At 65.0% G+C, this 20,523-nt stretch carries 21 protein-coding genes; 11 read left to right on the top strand and 10 right to left on the bottom strand.

Translation table 11 applies throughout. The features are described 5' to 3' along the window. Positions 1 to 49 precede the first annotated feature (49 nt). Entirely contained in the window at positions 50 to 1,462 is a 1,413-nt protein-coding gene (locus GN330_RS07930) for an FAD-binding oxidoreductase (protein WP_156712161.1), read from the bottom strand. A gap of 132 nt (positions 1,463 to 1,594) precedes the next feature. On the opposite strand from GN330_RS07930, the gene GN330_RS07925 reads away from it, so the two are divergent. From GN330_RS07925 to GN330_RS07915, 3 genes are all read left to right on the top strand, one after another. Continuing rightward, complete coding sequence (locus GN330_RS07925) at positions 1,595 to 2,071, top strand: thioesterase family protein (protein WP_156712160.1); 477 nt, start codon at positions 1,595 to 1,597, stop codon at positions 2,069 to 2,071. Between the two features lie 9 nt (positions 2,072 to 2,080). After that, the gene (locus GN330_RS07920; RefSeq protein ID WP_156712159.1) at positions 2,081 to 3,712 is read left to right on the top strand and encodes a chloride channel protein; all 1,632 of its coding nucleotides are present in this window, start codon (positions 2,081 to 2,083) and stop codon (positions 3,710 to 3,712) included. 166 nt (positions 3,713 to 3,878) lie between these two features. Then, the gene (locus GN330_RS07915) at positions 3,879 to 4,076 is read left to right on the top strand and encodes a hypothetical protein (RefSeq protein ID WP_156712158.1); all 198 of its coding nucleotides are present in this window, start codon (positions 3,879 to 3,881) and stop codon (positions 4,074 to 4,076) included. A gap of 96 nt (positions 4,077 to 4,172) precedes the next feature. On the opposite strand, the gene GN330_RS07910 is transcribed toward GN330_RS07915, so the two are convergent. Next, positions 4,173 to 5,078: a sterol desaturase family protein gene (locus GN330_RS07910; protein WP_156712157.1), complete on the bottom strand. Its 906-nt coding sequence runs from the start codon at positions 5,076 to 5,078 to the stop codon at positions 4,173 to 4,175. A gap of 221 nt (positions 5,079 to 5,299) precedes the next feature. Between GN330_RS07910 and GN330_RS07905 the strand changes: the two genes are divergently transcribed. Both GN330_RS07905 and GN330_RS07900 read left to right on the top strand, forming a co-directional pair. Next, on the top strand, positions 5,300 to 6,292 hold the full coding sequence (locus GN330_RS07905; RefSeq protein WP_156712156.1) for an MBL fold metallo-hydrolase: 993 nt from the start codon (positions 5,300 to 5,302) through the stop codon (positions 6,290 to 6,292). A gap of 259 nt (positions 6,293 to 6,551) precedes the next feature. Continuing rightward, positions 6,552 to 9,155, top strand: coding sequence for an ATP-dependent helicase (locus GN330_RS07900; protein ID WP_156712155.1), 2,604 nt, complete (start codon positions 6,552 to 6,554; stop codon positions 9,153 to 9,155). A gap of 269 nt (positions 9,156 to 9,424) precedes the next feature. On the opposite strand, the gene GN330_RS07895 is transcribed toward GN330_RS07900, so the two are convergent. The 4 genes from GN330_RS07895 to GN330_RS07885 all read right to left on the bottom strand — a co-directional run bounded on the left by GN330_RS07895 (position 9,425) and on the right by GN330_RS07885 (position 12,631). Next, positions 9,425 to 9,811 (bottom strand): type II toxin-antitoxin system PemK/MazF family toxin, encoded by a 387-nt coding sequence (locus GN330_RS07895; protein WP_281349387.1) that lies wholly within the window; start codon positions 9,809 to 9,811, stop codon positions 9,425 to 9,427. A gap of 253 nt (positions 9,812 to 10,064) precedes the next feature. After that, on the bottom strand, positions 10,065 to 10,709 hold the full coding sequence (locus tag GN330_RS07890; RefSeq protein ID WP_343040424.1) for a GSU2403 family nucleotidyltransferase fold protein: 645 nt from the start codon (positions 10,707 to 10,709) through the stop codon (positions 10,065 to 10,067). Between the two features lie 239 nt (positions 10,710 to 10,948). Then, positions 10,949 to 11,083 carry a hypothetical protein gene (locus GN330_RS23970; protein WP_281349386.1) on the bottom strand — a complete coding sequence of 45 codons (135 nt, stop codon included), beginning with the start codon at positions 11,081 to 11,083 and terminating at the stop codon, positions 10,949 to 10,951. Positions 11,084 to 11,233: 150 nt separating this feature from the next. Beyond that, positions 11,234 to 12,631, bottom strand: a complete 1,398-nt coding sequence (locus tag GN330_RS07885) for an aminotransferase-like domain-containing protein (protein ID WP_425487157.1) — start codon at positions 12,629 to 12,631, stop codon at positions 11,234 to 11,236. Between the two features lie 107 nt (positions 12,632 to 12,738). On the opposite strand from GN330_RS07885, the gene GN330_RS07880 reads away from it, so the two are divergent. Continuing rightward, positions 12,739 to 13,602: a DMT family transporter gene (locus tag GN330_RS07880; protein ID WP_156712153.1), complete on the top strand. Its 864-nt coding sequence runs from the start codon at positions 12,739 to 12,741 to the stop codon at positions 13,600 to 13,602. 28 nt (positions 13,603 to 13,630) lie between these two features. On the opposite strand, the gene GN330_RS07875 is transcribed toward GN330_RS07880, so the two are convergent. Then, positions 13,631 to 13,990, bottom strand: a complete 360-nt coding sequence (locus tag GN330_RS07875) for a DUF488 domain-containing protein (RefSeq protein ID WP_343040423.1) — start codon at positions 13,988 to 13,990, stop codon at positions 13,631 to 13,633. Between the two features lie 628 nt (positions 13,991 to 14,618). Between GN330_RS07875 and GN330_RS07870 the strand changes: the two genes are divergently transcribed. Next, positions 14,619 to 15,791 (top strand): hypothetical protein, encoded by a 1,173-nt coding sequence (locus GN330_RS07870; protein ID WP_156712152.1) that lies wholly within the window; start codon positions 14,619 to 14,621, stop codon positions 15,789 to 15,791. Between the two features lie 71 nt (positions 15,792 to 15,862). Here the strand turns inward: GN330_RS07870 and GN330_RS07865 are convergent, their stop codons facing one another. The 3 genes from GN330_RS07865 to GN330_RS07855 all read right to left on the bottom strand — a co-directional run bounded on the left by GN330_RS07865 (position 15,863) and on the right by GN330_RS07855 (position 17,558). Continuing rightward, entirely contained in the window at positions 15,863 to 16,174 is a 312-nt protein-coding gene (locus GN330_RS07865) for a hypothetical protein (RefSeq protein WP_156712151.1), read from the bottom strand. A 173-nt stretch (positions 16,175 to 16,347) separates the two neighbouring features. Further along, complete coding sequence (locus GN330_RS07860) at positions 16,348 to 16,983, bottom strand: DapH/DapD/GlmU-related protein (protein WP_156712150.1); 636 nt, start codon at positions 16,981 to 16,983, stop codon at positions 16,348 to 16,350. An 83-nt stretch (positions 16,984 to 17,066) separates the two neighbouring features. Next, a complete protein-coding gene (locus GN330_RS07855) occupies positions 17,067 to 17,558 on the bottom strand; it encodes a CreA family protein (RefSeq protein ID WP_156712149.1) in 492 nt (163 codons plus the stop codon). Positions 17,559 to 17,694: 136 nt separating this feature from the next. Between GN330_RS07855 and GN330_RS23440 the strand changes: the two genes are divergently transcribed. The 4 genes from GN330_RS23440 to GN330_RS07840 are packed head-to-tail and all read left to right on the top strand — an operon-like array spanning position 17,695 to position 20,515. Then, positions 17,695 to 17,838 carry a hypothetical protein gene (locus GN330_RS23440; protein WP_197435092.1) on the top strand — a complete coding sequence of 48 codons (144 nt, stop codon included), beginning with the start codon at positions 17,695 to 17,697 and terminating at the stop codon, positions 17,836 to 17,838. A gap of 43 nt (positions 17,839 to 17,881) precedes the next feature. After that, entirely contained in the window at positions 17,882 to 18,463 is a 582-nt protein-coding gene (locus GN330_RS07850; protein ID WP_156712148.1) for an SCO family protein, read from the top strand. A gap of 23 nt (positions 18,464 to 18,486) precedes the next feature. Then, positions 18,487 to 19,617, top strand: coding sequence for an FAD-dependent oxidoreductase (locus tag GN330_RS07845; RefSeq protein ID WP_156712147.1), 1,131 nt, complete (start codon positions 18,487 to 18,489; stop codon positions 19,615 to 19,617). A 25-nt stretch (positions 19,618 to 19,642) separates the two neighbouring features. Then, positions 19,643 to 20,515 (top strand): 50S ribosomal protein L11 methyltransferase, encoded by an 873-nt coding sequence (locus tag GN330_RS07840; RefSeq protein ID WP_156712146.1) that lies wholly within the window; start codon positions 19,643 to 19,645, stop codon positions 20,513 to 20,515. Positions 20,516 to 20,523 lie beyond the last annotated feature (8 nt).

Genomic DNA, 20,523 nt, shown 5'->3' with positions numbered 1-20,523 from the left:
GAGTGTCGATAAAGTGGCGGTTCGACCTCGGTTTTCGCGGCAAAGCCCTTCAATCGAAGCTGAAGATCTTGCCCGGATTGAGGATGTTTTGCGGATCGAGCGCCTTCTTGATGGCGCGCATCACGTCAACGCCGGCACCCAGTTCCATCTGCAGAAACTTCGCCTTGCCCTGACCGATGCCGTGCTCGCCGGTGCAGGTGCCCTCCATCGCCAGCGCCCGCTCGTTGAGCCGGGCGACGAACGCCTCCGCCTGCGCGATCTCGCGCGTGCTTTCAGGATCCATCAGCACCAGCACGTGGAAATTGCCGTCGCCGACATGACCGACGATCGGTGCAACCAGGCCCATCGCCTCGATATCGCGCTCGGTCTCGGCGATACATTCGGCCAGGCGCGAGATCGGCACGCACACATCCGTCGACAGGCCCCGCGCGCCGGGCCTGAGCGGCAACGAGGCCCAATAGGCGTCATGGCGCGCCTTCCACAATTTGGTGCGCTCCTCTGCGACCTGTGTCCACATGAACGGTCCGCCGCCGTGCTCGCCGGCGATCTCGCCAAAAAGTTCCGCCTGCTCGGCAACCCCGCTCTCCGTACCGTGGAATTCGAGGAACAGGCATGGGCTTTCGGGATAGTCGAGTTTCGAATAGGCGATCATCGCCTTCATCTGGAGCTGGTTGACCAGTTCGATGCGCGCGACCGGGATGCCCATCTGGATGGTGGCGATCACCGCCTCGCAGGCCGCCTCCACGCTCGGAAACGGGCACACCCCGCCAGAAATCGCCTGCGGAATGCCCTGCAGCCTGAGCGTTAGCGAGGTGATGATGCCGAGCGTGCCTTCCGCGCCGATGAAAAGCCGCGTCAGATCGTAGCCGGCCGAGGATTTCTTGGCGCGCCTGGCGGTCGTGACCGTACGCCCATCCGCCGTGACCGCCGTCAGCGCCAGAACGTTGTCGCGCATCGTGCCGTAGCGCACCGCATTGGTGCCGGAAGCGCGTGTCGAGGCCATGCCGCCAAGGCTCGCATTGGCGCCCGGATCGATCGGGAAAAACAGCCCGGTGTCGCGCAGATAGGTGTTGAGCGCCTCGCGCGTCACGCCCGGCTCGATCGTGCAGTCGAGATCCTCGGCATTGACCGACACGATCTTGTCCATGCCCATCAGGTCGAGCGAGATACCGCCGCCCGGCGCGTTGACATGGCCTTCCAGCGACGTGCCGGTGCCGAACGGGATCACCGGCACACGGTGCGTCGCGCACACGCCCATCACCTCCTGCACCTCCGGCGTCGAGCGTGCGAACACCACCCCGTCGGGCAATTGCGCCGGAATGTAGGTGGTGGTGTGGGCATGTTGCTCGCGGATCGACTGGCCGGTCTGAAACCGCTCGCCGAAGCGTTGCTTGAGGACGCCGAGCGCGGCCTGGATGCCGTCTTCGTTGCGTTCAATGCGGACCAGATCGGCAAGCGCCATACGTTCCTCCCCTGCATTATGCCGCGCGGGCCTTGAGAAGGCGCTCCGGTTCTGATGAGTATCGGAACCGGGCCGGCGAGCGTCCGCGTCTTTATCGGCCGCGCCGGAGAGATCATCAAGCGGGGAAATTCAATGACGATCGACGCCCCTTTCCTGTCGAGCATCATGGAGATCGAAAAGGACTGGATCGACTATAACGGCCATCTCAACATGGCCTATTACAACGTGCTGTTCGACCGCTGCTCCGACGAGGCGTTCGAATTGATGGGCATGGGCCCCGACTATGCCCGTACACGCAGGCTGACGATCTATACCGCCGAGGTCCATGTCTGCTACGTCCGCGAACTGCATCTCGCCGACAGCGTGCGCGTCTCCTTCAATCTGGTCGACCATGACGACAAGCGGCTGCGCGCCTATCAGGAGATCCACCATGTCGACGGCTGGCTGGCCGCGACGTCCGAAACACTGTCCCTGCATATCGACATGGCCGGGCCGCGCGTCGCCGCCTTTCCCGACGATATAAGGCAAAAGGTCGAGGCGGTGCGCTCCGCCCACCAGGTGCTGCCGATGCCCGAACGCGCGGGCCGCTCGATCGCGATCCGGCGCTAGGTCGGCGCGATGAACGTCGTCGCCAAGCGCGCGATCGTCGCGCTCAGGGGCTGGGTCGGCCCGAACTGGCGCGATTTCCGCAAGGAACGCCAGCCGCTGGTCCTGTGCCTGGCGCTGGCGATCGGCCTCGGTGCCGGCGTAGCGGCGATCATCTTCCGCGAACTGATCGGCCTTGCGCAATGGTTCTGGCTCGGCAGCCGCTCCGAACAGACGCTGACGGCGGCCGCCGGCATGCCCTGGTGGGTGATCGTCGCCGGCCCGGTCGCGGGCGGCCTGGTCGTCGGGCTCTTGCTGAAGCGCATCTCGGTGCGGCGCGCCGGCGGGGTCGCCGACGTTATCGAGGCACGCGCCTTCACCGGGCGCAAGCTCGGCATGGCGGACGGGCTGTGGTCGGCGCTGGTCTCGGCCATCTCGGTCGGCAGCGGCGCCAGCGCCGGGCGCGAGGGACCGATCGTGCATCTCGGCGCGACGCTTGGCGGGGTGATCGCCCGCCGCGCCGCGCTGCCGGAATGGTGCCGCCGCACCCTGCTGTCGGCGGGCGTGGCAAGCGCGGTCGCCGCGTCCTTCAACGCCCCGTTCGCCGGCGTCCTGTTCGCACACGAGGTGGTTTTGGGCCATTACGCCCTGCGGTCCTTCGTGCCGATCATGATTGCCTCGACCGCCGGCAGCGTTTTGTCCAGGCTGTGGTTCGGGCCCGACGCCTCGTTTTCCGTGCCGGCCTACGCGGTCGCCTCCTATTGGGAGTTTCCCGCCTTCGTGCTTCTCGGCCTGGTTTCGGCCCTGGTTGCGATCCTGTTCCAGTTCGCGCTCTTCATCGCCGATTTCGCCGCCCGGCGCGTCGAGATGCCGCTGTGGACGCGGCCAGTGGCCGGCGGCGTGCTGGTCGGCGCGATCGGCGTCTTCTTTCCGCATATTCTGGGCGTCGGCTATGAAGTCACCAACCTGGCCCTGTCAGGGCAGTTGCCGCTGGCGCTCGCTCTGTCGCTGATCGTCTTGAAGACCGTCGCCACCGCGATCTCGCTTGCCGCCCGCTTCGGCGGCGGCGTGTTCGCGCCGGCGATGGTGGTCGGCGCGCTCACCGGCAGCGCCTTTGGCCTGATCGCCTCCAGTCTTTTCCCCGACATGGCCTCCAGCGGCGGCCTCTATGCCATGCTCGGCATGGGCGCCGTGGCCGGCGCCGTGTTCGGCGCGCCGATCTCCACGGCGATGATCGTCTTCGAACTGACCGGCGGCTACGCGCTCGCCATCGCGCTGTTGCTCACGGTGGCCGTCGCGCAAGGGGTCATCCAGGCCCTGCATGGCCATTCCTGGTTCCAGTGGCAATTGCGCCTGCGCGGCCTCGACGTGCGCGAGGGTCCGCACAAGCCGCTCGGCGCCTCGGTCCGGGTGATGGATTTCATGGAACCGCTCGCTGCCGACGGCGAACCCCTTGCCTACGATCCAGACCGCGGCGGCGCGGCGCTGAAACCGACCGACACGCTCGATGCGGCGCTGCGCGCGCTCGATACAGGCGGCTACGAGCGCCTGCCAGTCGTCGACCCCGCCGACGGGACCCGCGTCATCGCCTGGGTAAGCCTGGTCGCGGCACTGCGCCATTTCAACCAGGCCCTCGTCCAGACCTCGGTCGAGGAACATCGCTGAAGCGACTGAAAAACACCTCTATAACCGGTGCAACACTTTGTTAACCCTAACGAAGTGTTAATGTGGATAGACGGCGCCCCGCCTTGAACGCATGCGCCGAGTCGCGGCAAATGGGTCGTGGAACGAACCGGGCGGCGGGTACTTCCAACCATACCGAGGTGATGGCGTGACGACTAACGTCCAGGCGCTGGCGCGAGCGCTTGCCCGAGACCGAGGCTTTTCCGACTATGATTTCTGGCGAGCCAAGAACAATCTCGAAAACGCGATCCACGCCATCGCCGGGCGCAACGAGCCGATCCCGATCGACTATCTGAGATGGCGTGCCGTGGTGCGCCAGGCCCGCGATATCAGACGCGCGGTCTGACCCGATGAACACATCCGCCGCGATGATCGCCGGCGAGATTGCGGCGGACCGGGCCGGGATCGCCGCCGGACGGACGCAACAAGACCGTGAACGGCGTCAGCCGCGCTCGACCTCGACCGAATAGGCAGCCCGGTCGGCGTCGTCCGATCGCGCACGCGGCGCGCTTAGTCCCACGATCCACGCGCGCCCCATACGCCACCATTCCAACAGCGGCCACAACATCAGCTTGACGACGTCGTTCTGCGGCACGCCGTCGGCGCCGACCGGCTCCCTGCATGGTCCGGGCACCCGATAGGTGCCGAACAGCCAGTCGAAGATCGGAAAAATATTGGCCAGGTTCTTGCCATACGCCGTTTCGACGTCTGCATGGTGCCAGCGATGGAACCGCGGCGAAGCGAGCAGCAGCGCGAACGGACCATGATCCCAGTCGACGTCGACATGGACATACACATTATGCAGCGCCACCAGGATCGCGGCGATACCCATGGCGAGCGGCGGCATGCCGAGCCACGACAGGAGCAGGATGTAGGAGGTCCACATCACCAACGCTTCCAGCGCATGGACACGATAGGCCGTCAGCCCGTTCACGTCCGGGTCCGAATGGTGGATGGCATGCACGGGCCACACCCAGCGCAGATGCATGAACCGGTGGTTCCAGTAATTGGCGAAATCATGCACGACGATCGAGACGATGATCAGCGACCAGGTCGGAAATCCGGACCAGGCCTCGACCGGAATGCTGGGGATGCCGACCGCGTCGTAACCCTTTTGGAACCAGCCCGCCGCCAGGCCGACCAGCGGCACCAGGAGAATGTTGAGATGGAAGATCGCCACCGTGGCGACGACGCCGTTTATGGCGCGCCGCGACCAAGAAAGGCGCCAGCCCCTGCCGTAGAGGTCAAAGACCAGCAACACCAGCAGGAACCCTAGCACGCTCAGGACCCTGGTGCTGGTGAAGACCGTGCTCAGGCGCGTCAAGACGAGACTTGAGAGCTCTTCCATGATGCCTCCGGGCCGTTCCACCTTGCTGTCGAGACCCGGACATTAGCCAAGGGTGATTAAGACAGGCTGAATCGCTGCGCTCGAATGCCGGAGACCGCGCGGGGCCAAGGCGGGTTTTGTCCTGCGCGAACACCGGTTAGACTGACGAAAACGGGGGATGGGGAGTGCCTTCTTGCGGGGGAGCGACGCTCGCGAGGACTGTCGTCATACTGGCGGCGCTCGTGTTGGCTGCCTGTGCCGGACCGGGCCGAAACGCTATCGGCGAGGCACGGTTTTACGCCAATCCGGATCGGCCGGCCCCCGCGCCGCAGATCGCCGGCTGGACCGAACATCTCATGAAGATGGCTCTCAAGCTCTTTCCACACAAGGATGCGCTGCCGGCCGGCCATTGGCTTGCGTCGCCGGAAGCCGAAACACAATTCGAAAACGGACGCGGGGCGGCGCTGGCGCTGACCTGGTTCGGTCACTCCACCTTCCTGATCCGGATCGGCGGGCATACCGTCCTCACCGATCCCGTGCTTGGAAACCATGTCGGGCCCGGAAGGCTGCATCTTCATCGTCTGCCGCCGCTGCGTCCCGATCCGGGGCTGATCCGGCGTCTCGACGCGATCGTCATCTCCCACGCCGATTACGACCATCTCGATATTGCCAGCCTGGAACGGCTGGCCGGCCGTTTTCCCGACGCGCGCGTGTTCGTCCCTGAAGGCACGGCGTTTCTGGTCCGCCGGACGGGCTTCGTCCATGTCCAAGAGATGCGCTGGTACGAGACGGCGCAGATCGACGGCCTGTCGATCACCGCCGTGCCGGCCATTCATGGCGTTCGCCGCCCGCCCTTTGCCATCGACAGCATGCATTGGGCCGGCTTCGTAATCGGCGACGGGCTAAACACGGTCTATTTCGCCGGCGACACCGCCAAGGATACGATGATCTTCGCCGGCATGCGCGAAAGGCTCGGTCCCGTCGACGTGGCCCTCGTTCCGGCCGGCGCCTGGTCTCCGCACCATTTCCAGCGCCCCTACCATGTCGACCCTGACGAGGCCGCGGCGCTTGCCCGCACACTCGGCGCGCGGCTGGCGATTGGCATGCACTGGGGCACGTTCGCCCTTTCCGAGGACCCGCCTGCCGAACAGCGGCGGCGCTTTCTCGCCGCTTCGACGCCGCAAACCCGCACGACCGTGTTCCGGATCGGAGAAACCCGCGTGTTGGAGCAGTGAAACCTGCAGCGAGAGGCAACCCCGCGGCTGGGATAATTACGCTACGGGCCGGGCGGGACAGGCGCTCGTCTGCCGTTTCGTTGGCCAGGAGGGGAAACCGGGAAAATCCGTCCTGTTCGCCGTACCGCCGCGCCCGGTTGACACGGCTCGCAGCACGACGGAAACGGCCGATGGCGAAAAATGGTTCCGCCGGCGGGCTTTGGCGGTGACACGCGTCGCGCCGCTGGCCTTTCGGGCGCGAATCACTACATTCAAGGAAATGTCCAGCAGCCCAGACGATTTGCCCATCCGTCAAGGAGACGACCCGTCCGCGCCGTCCGCCGGCGGCGGACTTGCCGCGCGCGCCATGGCTGCCCGCAATCCCCAGGCCCCCGACTATCTTGCCGGCCTCAACCCCGAACAGCGGCGCGCGGTCGAGACCACCGAGGGGCCCGTGCTGGTGCTGGCCGGCGCCGGTACCGGCAAGACGCGGGTTTTGACCACCCGCATCGCCCATATTCTGGCGACCGGCCGCGCCTGGCCGAGCCAGATACTGGCCGTCACCTTCACCAACAAGGCGGCACGCGAAATGAAGAGCCGTGTCGGGCTTTTGGTCGGCGAGCAGGTCGAGGGCATGCCCTGGCTCGGCACCTTCCACTCGATCGGCGTCAAGCTCCTGCGCCGCCATGCCGAACTGGCCGGGCTGAAGCGCGACTTCACCATTCTCGACACCGACGACCAGATCCGGCTTCTCAAGCAGTTGATCCGGGCCGACGGGCTCGACGACAAGCGCTGGCCGCCGCGCCAGTTCGCCCAGATGATCGACGGCTGGAAGAACAAGGGCCTGTCGCCGGCGCAGATTGCCGAGGGCGACGCCCGCGCCTTCGCCAATGGCAAGGGCCGCGAACTCTACGCCGCCTATCAGGAGCGGCTGAAAACGCTGAACGCCTGCGATTTCGGCGATCTTTTGCTGCATCCCATCCGGCTTTTGCGGGAAAATCCCGATATTTTGCGCGAATATCAGCAGAAATTCCGCTATATTTTGGTGGACGAATACCAGGATACCAACACGGCGCAATATATGTGGCTGCGCCTGCTGGCGCAGCGGCCGCAGGCACAACGCTCCGCCTCGGCCCAGGCGCCGGCCGCGGGCGCGCCCGCGGACGAAGGCTCCGCGGTCGACCGGGGTTCGGCCGGCCAGGCCGACAGCGCAAGGGAAAATCAGCAGATAAACATTTGCTGCGTCGGCGACGACGACCAGTCGATCTACGGCTGGCGCGGCGCCGAGGTCGACAATATCCTGCGTTTCGACAAGGATTTTCCCGGCGCCGCCGTGATCCGGCTGGAACGCAACTACCGCTCCACCGCCCACATCCTTGGCGCGGCCTCGCACCTGATCGCCCACAATGAGGGCCGGCTCGGCAAGACGCTGTTCACCGAGCAGCCCGACCCCGACGACGCCAGGGTGATGGTGCACGCCGCCTGGGATTCGGAGGAGGAAGCGCGCGGCGTCGGCGAGGAGATCGAAGCCCTGCAATCCAAGGGCCACGCCCTCAACGACATGGCGATCCTGGTGCGCGCCTCCTTCCAGATGCGCGAATTCGAGGACCGGTTCGTCACGCTCGGCCTCAATTACCGCGTCATCGGCGGCCCGCGCTTTTACGAGCGCGCCGAAATCCGCGACGCGATGGCCTATTTCCGCGTCGTCGCCCAGGGCGCCGATGACCTCGCCTTCGAGCGCATCGTCAATATGCCCAAGCGCGGCCTGGGCGAGGCCTCCGTGCGCCAGCTGCACGACACCGCCCGCGCGCTCGGCGTGCCGATGCTGGAGGCCGCCCGCCAGCTCGCCGAGAGCGACGAGATGAAACCCAAGCCGCGCGCGGCGCTGCGCCAGGTGGCGGCCAATTTCGCCCGCTGGCAGGAGCTTCTGGAAACCACCCCGCATACCGAGCTTGCCGAGACCATCCTGGAGGAATCCGGCTATACCGACATGTGGAAGAACGACCGCTCGGCCGACGCGCCCGGGCGGCTGGAAAACCTGAAAGAGCTGATCCGCTCGATGGAGGACTATGAAAGCCTGCGCGGCTTCCTCGAACATGTCGCGCTGGTGATGGACACCGAACAAGACGAAAATCTCGACGCCGTCTCCGTCATGACGCTGCATTCGGCCAAGGGACTGGAATTCGAGACCGTGTTCCTGCCCGGCTGGGAGGAAGGGCTTTTCCCCCATCAGCGCGCGCTCGACGAGGGCGGCCGCTCGGGGCTGGAGGAGGAGCGCCGCCTGGCCTATGTCGGGCTCACCCGGGCCAAGAAGAACCTGCATCTCTGGTTCACCTCAAACCGCCGCGTGCACGGTCTGTGGCAGTCGACCATCCCCTCGCGCTTCATCGACGAACTGCCCGAGGCCCATGTCGAAGTCGCAGAGACCGGCCAGAACTACGGCGGTTACGCCTCCGGCGGCGGCCAGGGCAATTATGGCGGCCGGCGCAACCCCTATGGCGCCTCGCGTTTCGACGAGGCCGGCGGCTCGTTTTCCAACACCTACGCCACGCCGGGCTGGAAACGCGCCCAGCAAAACCGCACCGAGGCGACCGACCGCAACTGGGGCACGCGTTCCGGCCACGCCGTCGAACGCATCGGCTACGGCGAGACCGATTCGGGCTACGGCGCCGGGCGCGGCTCGGTCAAGGGCCGCGTGATCGACGGCGAACTGGTCGCCAAATCCGTCGCCGACCAGCCCTCGTCCTTTGCGGTCGGCGACCGCGTCTTCCACCTGAAATTCGGCAACGGCAACGTCGCCTCGGTGGAGGGCAACAAACTCACCATCGATTTCGACAAGGCCGGCCAGAAACGCGTGCTCGACGGGTTCGTGGAAAGGGTGTGATCCCCAAACGGTTTGGACACTCAATTCGAGTTGTTTGAGAAATAAATGGCGAAGGGTCTCGCAGAACGCGAGACCCTTCGATCTCAACCGAGTGCTTTCCCATTAAGCTACGGCCCCGCAAAGTGGTGGAGCCGATGGGATTCGAACCCACATTTTCCCGGCCCTGCGTCGCAGCTTCGGCTTGGAATCGCCATTTGCTGCGACGGCCCTTGGAAGGGTCTTAGACGCGGATCGCATGCGAGAGCCGCTAACGATTTTAATCTGGTGAATTAAAGGTATTTTGTCAAGGTGCTCAGACCGATTGCCCGAAGAGCGCATTGGCGAATTTGCTTTATTATTTCAGTATTTAGTGGCTCCAGAAGATACTTCCTTCGACCGGTCGAATCCTTACCCAAACGGATAAGATCAAGCCTATGAAACGCTACCGCGTTAACCATATCACCCTTAACCCACACGCCCTTACTTTGCCACGGTTTCGGGAGGGCTGGCTGCAAATCGATCCGACAATGATAAGCCATTATCGGGTCGGGCTTTTCTGTACTCAATGCCACGACCGTGCATAGGCGCGGCCGCGCTTTTATCTTTGGACTTATAACAACGACAGGTCGACGCTTTACCATTTCGGGAACACGAAAGCCCGTATTGAAGTCGCACATTACGACGGTTCCCAGCGGCGGATGCTCTGCGATTGGCATTATTACTCAACCGATTTATTCTCATTCTCCATCTATAGCACCATGTTGGAACCAAAAAAGGCGATATAATTCGTAGTTTATACCAGTCATCGAAACATGACGAATACGTCTTCGACCATCGCCAAGCAGATCACTGGCAACAAAAAATAGTTTCGTTCCGAAGTACACCCTTCTTTCAGACCAAGCTAAGCGGCCTTGCCCGCACCATGCCCCCTCATACCAGCGCTGAAAGCCGTTCCGCCGTCTCGGGCAAGCGTTTCAGACTTGCCTTAATGCGGTCGCGCCAGCGCGACCCACGCGAGAGCGCGTCCTCGTAGGCTTCCGCCAAATCGTCCGGACGGTCCAGAGAAAGGACCGCCACGAGAAACTCGGCCTGGGCACGATCCTTGCGCGCCTTCAGTTGATCCGGCCCGCCGCGGCGCCGGTCGGCGACGATCAGCTTGTGGATCGCGAAACGTTCGGGCCGCGGCATCTGCACCAAAACCCCGGAACGATAGAGAGCGACCGCATGAATGGGGTCCGCGATCAGGAAGTTCAGGTAGTTCAGCGCCTGCGCGCTCACGCCCAAAGCTGGCAGCGGCTTGACTTTTTCCTCGCCGAAGGCCGGTGTCAGAAACTCGACCATCGCTTCCGAATGGCTCTGTCGCCATTTCCAGATCTGCCGGTCGTTGAGACCGGGAAACGGGTCGAACTTGAGCAACTTGAGGATATCGGCGGGATTTTCTTCGACCGTGTCTTCCACAACGATCGAGAGCCGTTGGAAGCTGGCGAAATCGATGTCACCGGTTTGAGCCAGTTCCTCGTAATCCATCCGCACCCCGAGTTCTCCCTGATAGAGACCGTAGGCCGATGTCCCCACAAGCGTGCCACCGAGCCGGAAACACCCCTGCCCGAGCAAAGGCGAGAAGGATCGACCCGGTTTCACGATCCGTCGTGATAAGACCTTCAGCCCGGAGCGCTCTGGAAAGCCGAGCCATCCGGTTGCGGCGTGCGGCTCCGTCGACCTTGAGCGCTTCAGCGCGTTGCAATCGCGCGCAATTCCGGCTTGTCCTCGCCGAGATACCGGCTCATCATCTCCTTACCGATCCGGAAGCGCTCTTAGAGATAGGTACGCCCGTTACGCTTGCGCTCCTCAATGGTGCCGATCAGGCTGGCGGCCCGTTCGTCGAGATGGAGACGCAGCAGATCTTGATACGCCACGACGGCCGGGCGACTGTGAGCGACAATGTCCATGTCCCGCTGTGTTCCGCGCAATTTGTGTGTATCAAACTGCTTTCTGCTGCACATGGGCGCAAGTGTGCAGCAGAAAAATTACTGATGCACATGAAGCCCGTCTGTCGCCTCCGCCAACGCTCCCCGTACCCGTGCCGGCACTTAGCCCTCCTACCCGCGCGCCTCGCGGAGCGCCCGGTCGAGCGCGGCAAACACCGGTTCCGGGCATTGGGCGACGTTGAAGCGCAGGAAGCCGGTTGCCGATTGCGACACGCTGAACACGTTTCCGGGCGCAAGCACCACCTCATGCTCGAGCGCCCGCCGCGCGACGTCGGCGGCATCCACGCCCTGCGGCAGCGCGCACCACAAGAACATGCCGGCCTGCGGCTCGAGCCAGGGTTTCAGGCCGATCCGTTTCAGCCTCGTCCCCGCCTCCGCGCGGGCGCGCGCCAGCCGGGTCCTGAGCGTCTCGCAATGCTTGCGGTAGACGCTGTCGGTCAACACGCGCAGCACCAGCGCCGCGTCCAGCCGGCCGCCGCCGAACGTGGTGGCGATCTTCAAATCGACGAGCCGCTCAACCCAGTCGCCGCGCGCGGCGATGAAACCGCAACGCGCCGACGCCGACAGGGTTTTGGAGAAACTGCCGATCTGGATCACCCGCTCGAGCCCGTCGAAGGCGGCGAGCCGTGGCGCGGGCCGATGCTCGAAATCGGCGAAAATGTCGTCCTCGACCACGGTCACGGAAAAGTCTTCGGCAAGCTTCAGCACCCGGTGCGCGGTCGCCGCCGACAGCGTCGCGCCGGTCGGATTGTGGATCGCGGCATTGGTGATGTAGAGCTTCGGCCGATGGGCGGCGAGCGCAGCGGCAAAGGCAGCGATGTCGGGCCCGCTCGGCGTGTGCGCGACGCCGACCACGGTGACGCGATGGGCGCGCAGCAGCGCCTGGAAGTTGAAATAGCACGGATCGTCGACCACCACCGTGTCGCCGGGCTCCAGAACAAGCCGGCAGATCAGGTCGATCGCCTGCGTGCCGGACTCCGTCAGCACGATCCGCTCGGGTGCGGCTTCCACCCCCTTGTCGGCCAGGCGCCGCGCGATCAGCTGGCGCAGCGGCGCCAACCCCAGCGGCGTTGCGTAATCCGCCAGCACCGCCTCGTCGGCGCGCGCCAAACCGCGCAGCGCCCTGCGCACGGCCTCCTGCGGCAGCCAGGACGGCGGCAGCCAGCCGCAACCCGGCTTGAGGGCGGTCGCGCCCGCCTCCAGCGACTGGCGCGACACCCATAGCGGATCGATCGCCCGGTCGCGCAGTGGCCCGACCCGGGCCAGCTCCAGCGGCGCGGCCTGGGCTGCGACGTAAAAACCCGAGCCCGGGCGCGCGCCGATCAACCCCTCGGCAACCAGCCGCTCATAGGCCTCGACCACGGTCGAGGGCGAGACACCGGCCGTGCGCGCCATCTGGCGGATCGACGGCAGCCGCGCCCCGGCCGTCAGGGCGCGACCGGCGACACGCTGCCGGATCGTCTCCATCACCATCGCCACGCGGCCGCCGCCCCGGTCTGGAATCGTCATCCGTATTGCATCCGTTATCAGTACAGTTTGGCCAGATTGTATCGCACCGTTTCTTCCGGCGACAGCCCTGCCGGGCGATAGCGAGGCACCAACGCGAAGGAAACGGCATGGACAGGACGACACAGGGCTGGATCGCCGGTTTGATCGGCGTGGTGATCTTTTCGGCTTCCCTGCCGGCCACCCGCGTGGCGGTTCTCGATTTCGACCCGGTGTTTTTGACCGTCGCGCGCGCCACGATCGCCGGCCTGCTCGCGATTGCCCTGTTGCGGGGCTTCGGCGCGGCGCGCCCGACGCGCACCGACCTGCCCTCGCTCGCCATCGTGGCGCTGGGCGTCGTTGTCGGCTTTCCGCTGTTGACCGCACTGGCGCTCGAGCACGTCACCGCGGCCCATTCGATCGTCTTTATCGGCCTGCTGCCGCTTGCCACCGCCATCTTCGCCGTCCTGCGCGGCGGCGAGCGGCCCAGGCCGGCCTTCTGGCTGTTTTCGGGCCTCGGCAGCGCGCTCGTCGTCGGTTTCGCGCTGGCGCAGGGCGTGGCCGCCTCGCCGGTCGGCGACCTGCTGATGCTGGCGGCGGTCCTGGTCTGCGGGCTGGGTTATGCCGAAGGCGCCAGGCTCTCGCGCAGGCTCGGCGGCTGGCAGGTGATCTCGTGGGCGCTCGTCCTGTCGCTGCCGGTCATGGCGCTGCTGAGCGTAATCACCATGCCGCAAACGTTTATCGGCATCGGCGTCCCGGCCTGGATCGGCCTTGCCTATGTGTCGCTGTTCAGCATGCTGATCGGGTTCTTCTTCTGGTATCGCGGCCTGGCCGCAGGCGGCATCGCCACCGTCGGCCAGCTCCAGCTGCTGCAGCCGTTCTTCGGCTTCGCGCTCGCGGCCGGATTGCTCGGCGAGCCGGTGACGACCGCCATGCTGGCCGTCACGGTCGCGGTCATCGCCTGCGTGGCCGGCGCGCGCCGGTTCGCCGGCTGAGGTCCGATGAATGGCTCCATGCTACCGGTCAGTCCTCGCCCGGCGCGGCGAGCATCTCGCGGATGACGACGGCCTGGTTATGCCGCTCGTCGCGGGCCGAATAGACCAGCGTCAGCGGCCCGTCGCGGCCATGCACGCGCAGCGCGTCGACAAGATCGCGCCGCTGGTCGAGCTCGTCGCGATAGCGCCGGCGAAACGCGTCCCAGCGCTCGGGATCGTGGCCGAACCATTTGCGCAACGCCGTCGACGGGCCGATTTCGGGCATCCACAGATCGATCGCCGCCTTGTCCTTCGACACGCCGCGCGGCCAGACGCGGTCGACCAGCACGCGAAACCCGTCCCCGGCTTCGGCCGGCAGATAGACCCGCTTGATGCGCACCCGCCCCACGCTCGCTCTCCCGGTCGGCTCAGCCCGCGTCGATCAATGCAGTGTAGCCCGGTTTGACGCGGCCGGGAACATCGACCGGATTCCGCGCGCCGGCGTTCCAGCCACCCGGATACACGTAAAAATTGCGTCTTGCCTTTACGCGATCTCAAAAACAGCAGAGCGAATGTCTGGGCGCAGGCCAATCCCTGCACCGCCTTCCCCCAAGGCGGGGTGCTCCTCCCTTCCGTCGTGGCCCCCTGCGACGGAAGGGCTCCACCTCCGGCGCCGTAGCATCGCCACCGGTGCCGGCACCCGAAAAAATCTCCACGAAAAAATGACGACATGCCGCGGCGGCAACCCAGCGCCGGCGCGCGACACCCGATATGCCCCTGCCCCTGCAGGCGCGACAAGCCACAGATGCGATCCAACCGCCTGACCGGTTCCGCCGCCATGCAAGCAAATACAACCTGTCATTGAAACCGATCTTGACACGGCTTCCATTCCATTTCGCTAAAACTTTTCATGCAGGGCAAGTCCTGCGACCTCCGCTGTCCAAAGCGGTTTGCTCGACCCCTTCCGTCGCGCCCCCCTGCGGCGGAAGGGGCTGATGCGCATCCCATGCGCCAAAGACCAGTCCGGGAGCGGTTGCGTGCGTTTTCTGTGTCCCTGCTTGCTTGCCCTCCTCACCCTGGTTCCCACCTCGCGCGCCGCCGCCGGAGAGACGAAGTCGGGCACCAGCGTGGTGTTCATCGAAGAAGTGCACGCCACGTCCGACGCCCTCGACAGCGTCGTCGTCCTGCCCGACATTTTTCGCCGCACAAGCGTCTCGATCGAGCATGTCAGCGCCATCGAGGGCGGAGTGTTGACCCTCGGCGCCGGGTGGAACGAAACCCGTTTTTCGGACCTCGATTTCGAGGACGACCGCGCGCTTTCTCTTGAACTCAAGGCCGACATGCAACTTGGCGACAGGGTCGAATTCCGCGGCGCGCTGGGTTATGGCTGGTCTGACGAAGGCGACGACTTCCCGATCGGCGATCTCGTCTTGGGCATGCGCACGACAACACATACGCTGTCGGCGGGCGCCGAGATCGGCGTCGATCTCGGCCGCGGTTTCAGCCTGATCGTCGCCGCCGCTCAGCGCCGCTCCTTCGCCGGTGACACGCATTTCGAGGAAGACATCCTGCCCCCGCTACGGCTGGAAGCCGACAAGAGCATGCCTACCCTGGCGCTGGGCCTGCGGCACAGCCACGGCGAGCGCACATTCGGACTTTCGGCGCGTTACAGCGCCGTCGACCTCCAGCAGGGCGACGCGCTCACGGAGGCCTATTCCGCGCGGCTGCTGGCATTGATGGCGGAGCTTGCCTTGAAGCGGGAAAGCGGCGTAGCGCTCGGATTGTCTTTCGGCGTGGAGGCGCTGCGCGGCGAAGCCGGCATCGTCGAACAAGTGCGACCGGCATTACGCGCCACGGTGCAATTGCCGCTCGGTCCTCGGGTGACGTTTGCGGCCTCGCTCGCCGCCGGTTTCGACCTCGACGACACCGACGACCCGCTCGGCTCCTGGCGCGAGCGCGGCGAGATCGAACTCGCCATCGCGTTGCGCGAGGCGCTGATGCTCGGCGCCGGCATCTTTGCCGAGCGCACCAAGAATCTGGTGCTCGAGGAGACCGAACACGCCCACGGCGCCTATGCCGAGATCGAATACCGCGTGTCCGACACCGTGTCGGTGCTGTTGCGTGGCGACTGGGAGCAGATCCGCTCTCCGCTTTTCCGTCCGGCGAAACGGCGCCAATCGGCCTTTCTGCGTATCAAGGCGTCGATCTGACACCAAAAAGACGGGAGGGTGATCCCCTCCCGTCCCTGCGCGCGGTTTTGCAAGGACCGCACGTCCCCGTGCTAGCGACGACGCTTGCCGCCACGCTTGAAGATTCCGACGCCGATATTGTTCAGCGAACCGCCGAGAATACCGTTGCCGGCAACGCCGTTGAGGATACCGGTCTTGTTGCCGTTCAGGATCCCGTTGCCGTTCAGGATCCCGTTACCCGACAGCACCCGCGACCGGTTGAGCAACTTGACGTCGCCGACGTCGACCGACGGCGAGACGTTGATCAGCCCGCCCCGGCTCTTGCCACCCCAGCCGCCGGCCTGGGCCGAAAGCGGCGTGAGAGCGATCGCGGCGGCCGCGATGATCGTTGCAGTGGTTTTCATGGTAGTCTCCCTGGTTGCTTGAGGAGACCCCCGTCAGTCCGTTGGTTTGCTTTGAAAAGACAAACACAAGGCGAAAATTTTCGCAACGATTTATCAAAAAACACACCAATATACGGCGCGTTTACTTTAATCGTTATCGATAATATTTACATCTTTACTAAAATTGAACAAGTCTATTCCGACTCCCATTTCTCCAGAAACGCTTCGATTCCAAGGGCTTGCATGTCGGACACGGCCTCGAACAACTTGTCGTCGGGCCAGTCCCACCAGGCGAGCCGGATGATGCGTTCCGCGACCGGCGCGGCAAAGCGCGCGCGCAGCATCCGCGCCGGCGCGCCGGCGACAATGGCAAACGGCGCGACGTCCCTGGTCACGACCGCGTTGGCGCCGACAACCGCGCCGTTGCCTATCCGCACGCCGGGCAGGATCACGGCGCCGTGGCCGATCCACACATCGTGACCGATGGTGACGGGTTTTGCCCGCCGCCGCGCCCGAAACGCCTGGTCGACACCAAGATAGCGGAAATATTCGTTGGGCCTGTAGCTGATCTTGTGGCTGGTCAGGCGTTCGATCGGGTGGTCGAGCGCATTGATCCGGGTATTGGCCGCGATCGAGCAGAATTTGCCGATCTCGGCATAGATCGCCTCGCCATGGCGTTCGAAATAGGAATAGTCGCCGACCGTGACCTCGCGCAGCACGACGCGCTCGCCCACGGCGACATGGCGGCCGAGCCGGCAGCCCTTCAATACCGCCGTGGAATGAACGCGTGGAGCCGGATCGGTAAATCTCAGATCGGCGTTGTCGCTCATGTCCGGTCCCGGCTCCTGTTGGAGAGGACGGTTTCGAGCGCCCCCGGAGCCTTAAAAGCCGGTATACCGACGACCGGCAAGCCCTATTGCGGCTTGCCTTGGCTCCAGACAACGTCCTCGCCGTAGAGCGGCACCGTGGAGATCGCCATCTTGGCCGAGCCGTCCTGCACCTGGCGGGTGTGCGACAGATAGATCAACGTGTCGTTGGCCTTGTCGTAGATGCGGTTCACGACCTGCTTTTTCCAGACCAGGCTGATGCCCTGCTTGAAGACTTCCTCGCCGCCTTCGCCGAGCGCGATGTCGCCGATCTTGATCGGCCCGGTCTGCCGGCACGACAGCGCGCTGTTGGAAGGGTCTTCGAACCAGTTTCCCTTCTGCAGCCGGTCGATCATGCCGCGCTCGAAATATGCGACGTGGCAGGTGACGCCGTCCACTTTGGGATCGCGAATCGCTTCCACGATGATGTCGTTGCCGAGCCAGTCGACGCCGACCTCGCCCACTTCCTGGGCATGCGCGCCCGTGGCCGTCACACCCGCGGCCAGGATGACTGCGGCAAGAAGAACATTGCGGCTCATCGGATACTCCTCAATGATATGATCGGCAGATGGGGCCCGCGCGGCGGGCTCGCAAGGGGCGCCGGCGTCCGCGCGACCAAAAGCCCCTTTGCTATCGGCCCGCCGACACATTATTTTCCGGCCGAGAGGAATTTCGATGTCCGTGCACCGCGCCATCCAGGCAGGTTTGCTGGTCGCCGCCCTTGCGGCGGTCTCCGGCGTGACCTTTGCCATGTGGGCGCAGCAGGGACCGGAAATTTTCCTCGCGGTCGTTGAAAACGGTTTGGCCTGGTGTTTTTGAGATCGCTTCAACACGGATATCGGCAGGCGGGACATAAAACATCATGATGCGCGGCGTTCTGATCGGCATTCTTTTTCTCATGGCCGGCGCTGTCGGCTGGCTGACATTCGACTGGTACCGCACCACCTACGGCGGCGGGGAAGCCTTCGGCGCCCCCTTCACTCTGGTCGACCAGAAGGGCGAGGAGATCACCGAGGCGGCCTTCAAGGGCAGCCCGACCGCCCTGTTCTTCGGCTTCACCCATTGTCCCGAAGTGTGCCCGACAACGCTTTACGAACTCGACGGCTGGCTCGCTCAACTCGGCGAGGAGGGCGACGAGGTCGAGGCCTATTTCGTCTCGATCGACCCCGAGCGCGACACGCCCGAAATTCTCGACCGCTATGTCGCCAACGTGTCCGAGCGCATCACCGGCATCACCGGCGACCCGCAAAAAGTCGCCGAGATGGCGACCGCATTCAAGATCTACGCCAAGAAAGTGCCGCTCGACGGCGGCGACTACACGATGGACCATACCGCCTCCGTGCTGCTTCTGGGGCGCAATGGCGACTTTTTCGGCACCATCGCCTATGGTGAGAACGCTGAAACCGCAATCGCCAAGCTGAAGCGGCTGATCCGCGAAAGTTGACCGGCGCGGCGACGGCTTCCGCCATGGCCGTGGAGCAAGAGGCCCGTCCGCGCATCCTGATTGTCGGCGCCGGCCCGGTCGGCCTTGCGACCGCGCTCGAACTGGTCCGCCGCGGCCATCGCCCGCGGCTCATCGACAAGGCCGCCGGTTTCGCGCCCGAAGCCGAAAGCCGCGCCCTGGCGATCAATACCCGTACCCTGCAACTCCTCGAGCCATCCGGCGCCAGTGCGCGCATCGCGGCCGAAGCAAGACCAATCCGCGAGATGCGGATCTATTCACGCGACAGGCTGCTGCTGCGCTTCGAGACCCGTCGGCCCGACGATGGCACACCGGGCATGCATGCCCTGCCCCAGGGCCGCACTGAACGAATCCTGGGAGCCTGCCTCGCCGAACACGGCATTGTCCCCCAGTGGCAGAACGCCCTTGTCGACATCGACGAGCCTCACGCGCCGAAGGTCAGCCTCGCGGGTCCCCGCGGCACCGAAACGGCCGAATTCGACATACTGATCGGTGCCGACGGCGCCCATTCGACCGTGCGCAAGCAGTGCGGTTTCGACTTTCCGGGCAACGCATTGGAGGAAACGTTTTACCTCGCCGATTTCCGCTATCGCGATCCCGTCGACACCTTCTACGGCGAGGCGCGGTTTTTCGATCCGGGCGTTATCGCCCGCCTGCCCGTCTCCTCGGACACGCTGCGTTACGTGTCGACCTTGCCGGATTTCAAAAGCCGGCTGACCCACCCAGCCGCGATCGAGGCGATGCCGTGGGAATCGACATTCCATGTCTCGTTCCGCCACACGCGGGAGATGGCTAGCGGCAACGTGTTCCTGGCCGGCGACGCCGCGCACATCCATTCGCCGGTCGGCGGACGCGGCATGAATCTCGGCATCGAGGATGCCTGCTGGCTGGCATGGCTGATCGACCAGGGCCGCATGCACGATTATTCGGCCCTGCGCGCGCCGGCAGTGCGTCGTGTCATGGCCGATACCCGCCAAAACACGCGCATGATCCTGATGCGCAATCCGGTTCTGCGTGCCATGCGCAATATCGCCGTGCCGCTGCTTGCGCGCCTGCCCTGGATCAGGCAGGAAGGCCTGAAGGGCGTGCTCGGTCTCGACACCCCCGCCCCGCCCTGGCTCGACCACGAGCGCTGACATCCGGACCGGACTAACCCCCGACATGCAATGGCGTTTGTTCTTCGAAGCATTGGAACCCGACGCCAAGCGGCTCTACGGGCTTCTCGCGGCCGCGTTCGAACTCGACGGCTACACGATCGCCATCAGCGAAACCGACGAGAGCGCGGGACTGCATAGCGTCGAACTTTACGTCAATGACGCCGATCTCGATCACGCCCGTGCCGGCATGTGCGCCACGCTGGCGCGCGCCGGCGCCGCTGTCGCGATCGAAACGGAGGCGCTGCCCGACATCGACTGGGTGGCCAAATCGCTCGAGGGGCTGAAACCGGTGCGGGCCGGCCGCTTTCTTGTCCACGGCGCGCATGACCGTGATCAGGTGCATGCAAACGACCTGTCGATCGAGATCGAGGCCGCACAGGCGTTCGGAACCGGCCATCACGGCACCACGGCCGGCTGCCTGGAGATGATCGCCGACGTCGTGCGGCGGGAGCGCCCGCGCAACGTGCTCGACCTCGGCACTGGCAGCGGGGTGCTGGCGATCGCGGTCGCGAAACTGGCGCATGTGCCGGTGCTGGCCACCGATATCGACCCGATCGCCACCGCCGTGGCGGCGCGCAACGCGCGGCTCAACGGCGCCGGTGCTAATATCGAGGCGGTAACGGCGACGGGTTTCCGCCACCGCGAAATCGCCGGCCGCGCGCCCTACGATCTCATCATCGCGAATATCCTGGCCCGACCGCTGATGCGGCTGGCACCCGACATGGCCCGACACCTGCGCCCCGGCGGCTCACTGATCCTGTCCGGCATCCTCGCGCGCCAGCGCAATGCGGTGATCGCCGCCTATGCCGGCCAGCGCTTCCGCCATGTCCGCACACTGACACGCGGCGAATGGGTAAGCCTGCACCTCAAGCGTTAGGTCGCCCC

The sequence above is a fragment of the Nitratireductor arenosus genome (assembly GCF_009742725.1).
In the GTDB taxonomy this organism is placed as follows: domain Bacteria; phylum Pseudomonadota; class Alphaproteobacteria; order Rhizobiales; family Rhizobiaceae; genus Mangrovimarina; species Mangrovimarina arenosa.
The sequence above is the reverse complement of the archived record's forward strand: the minus strand, read 5'-3'. Positions and strand labels throughout refer to the sequence as shown.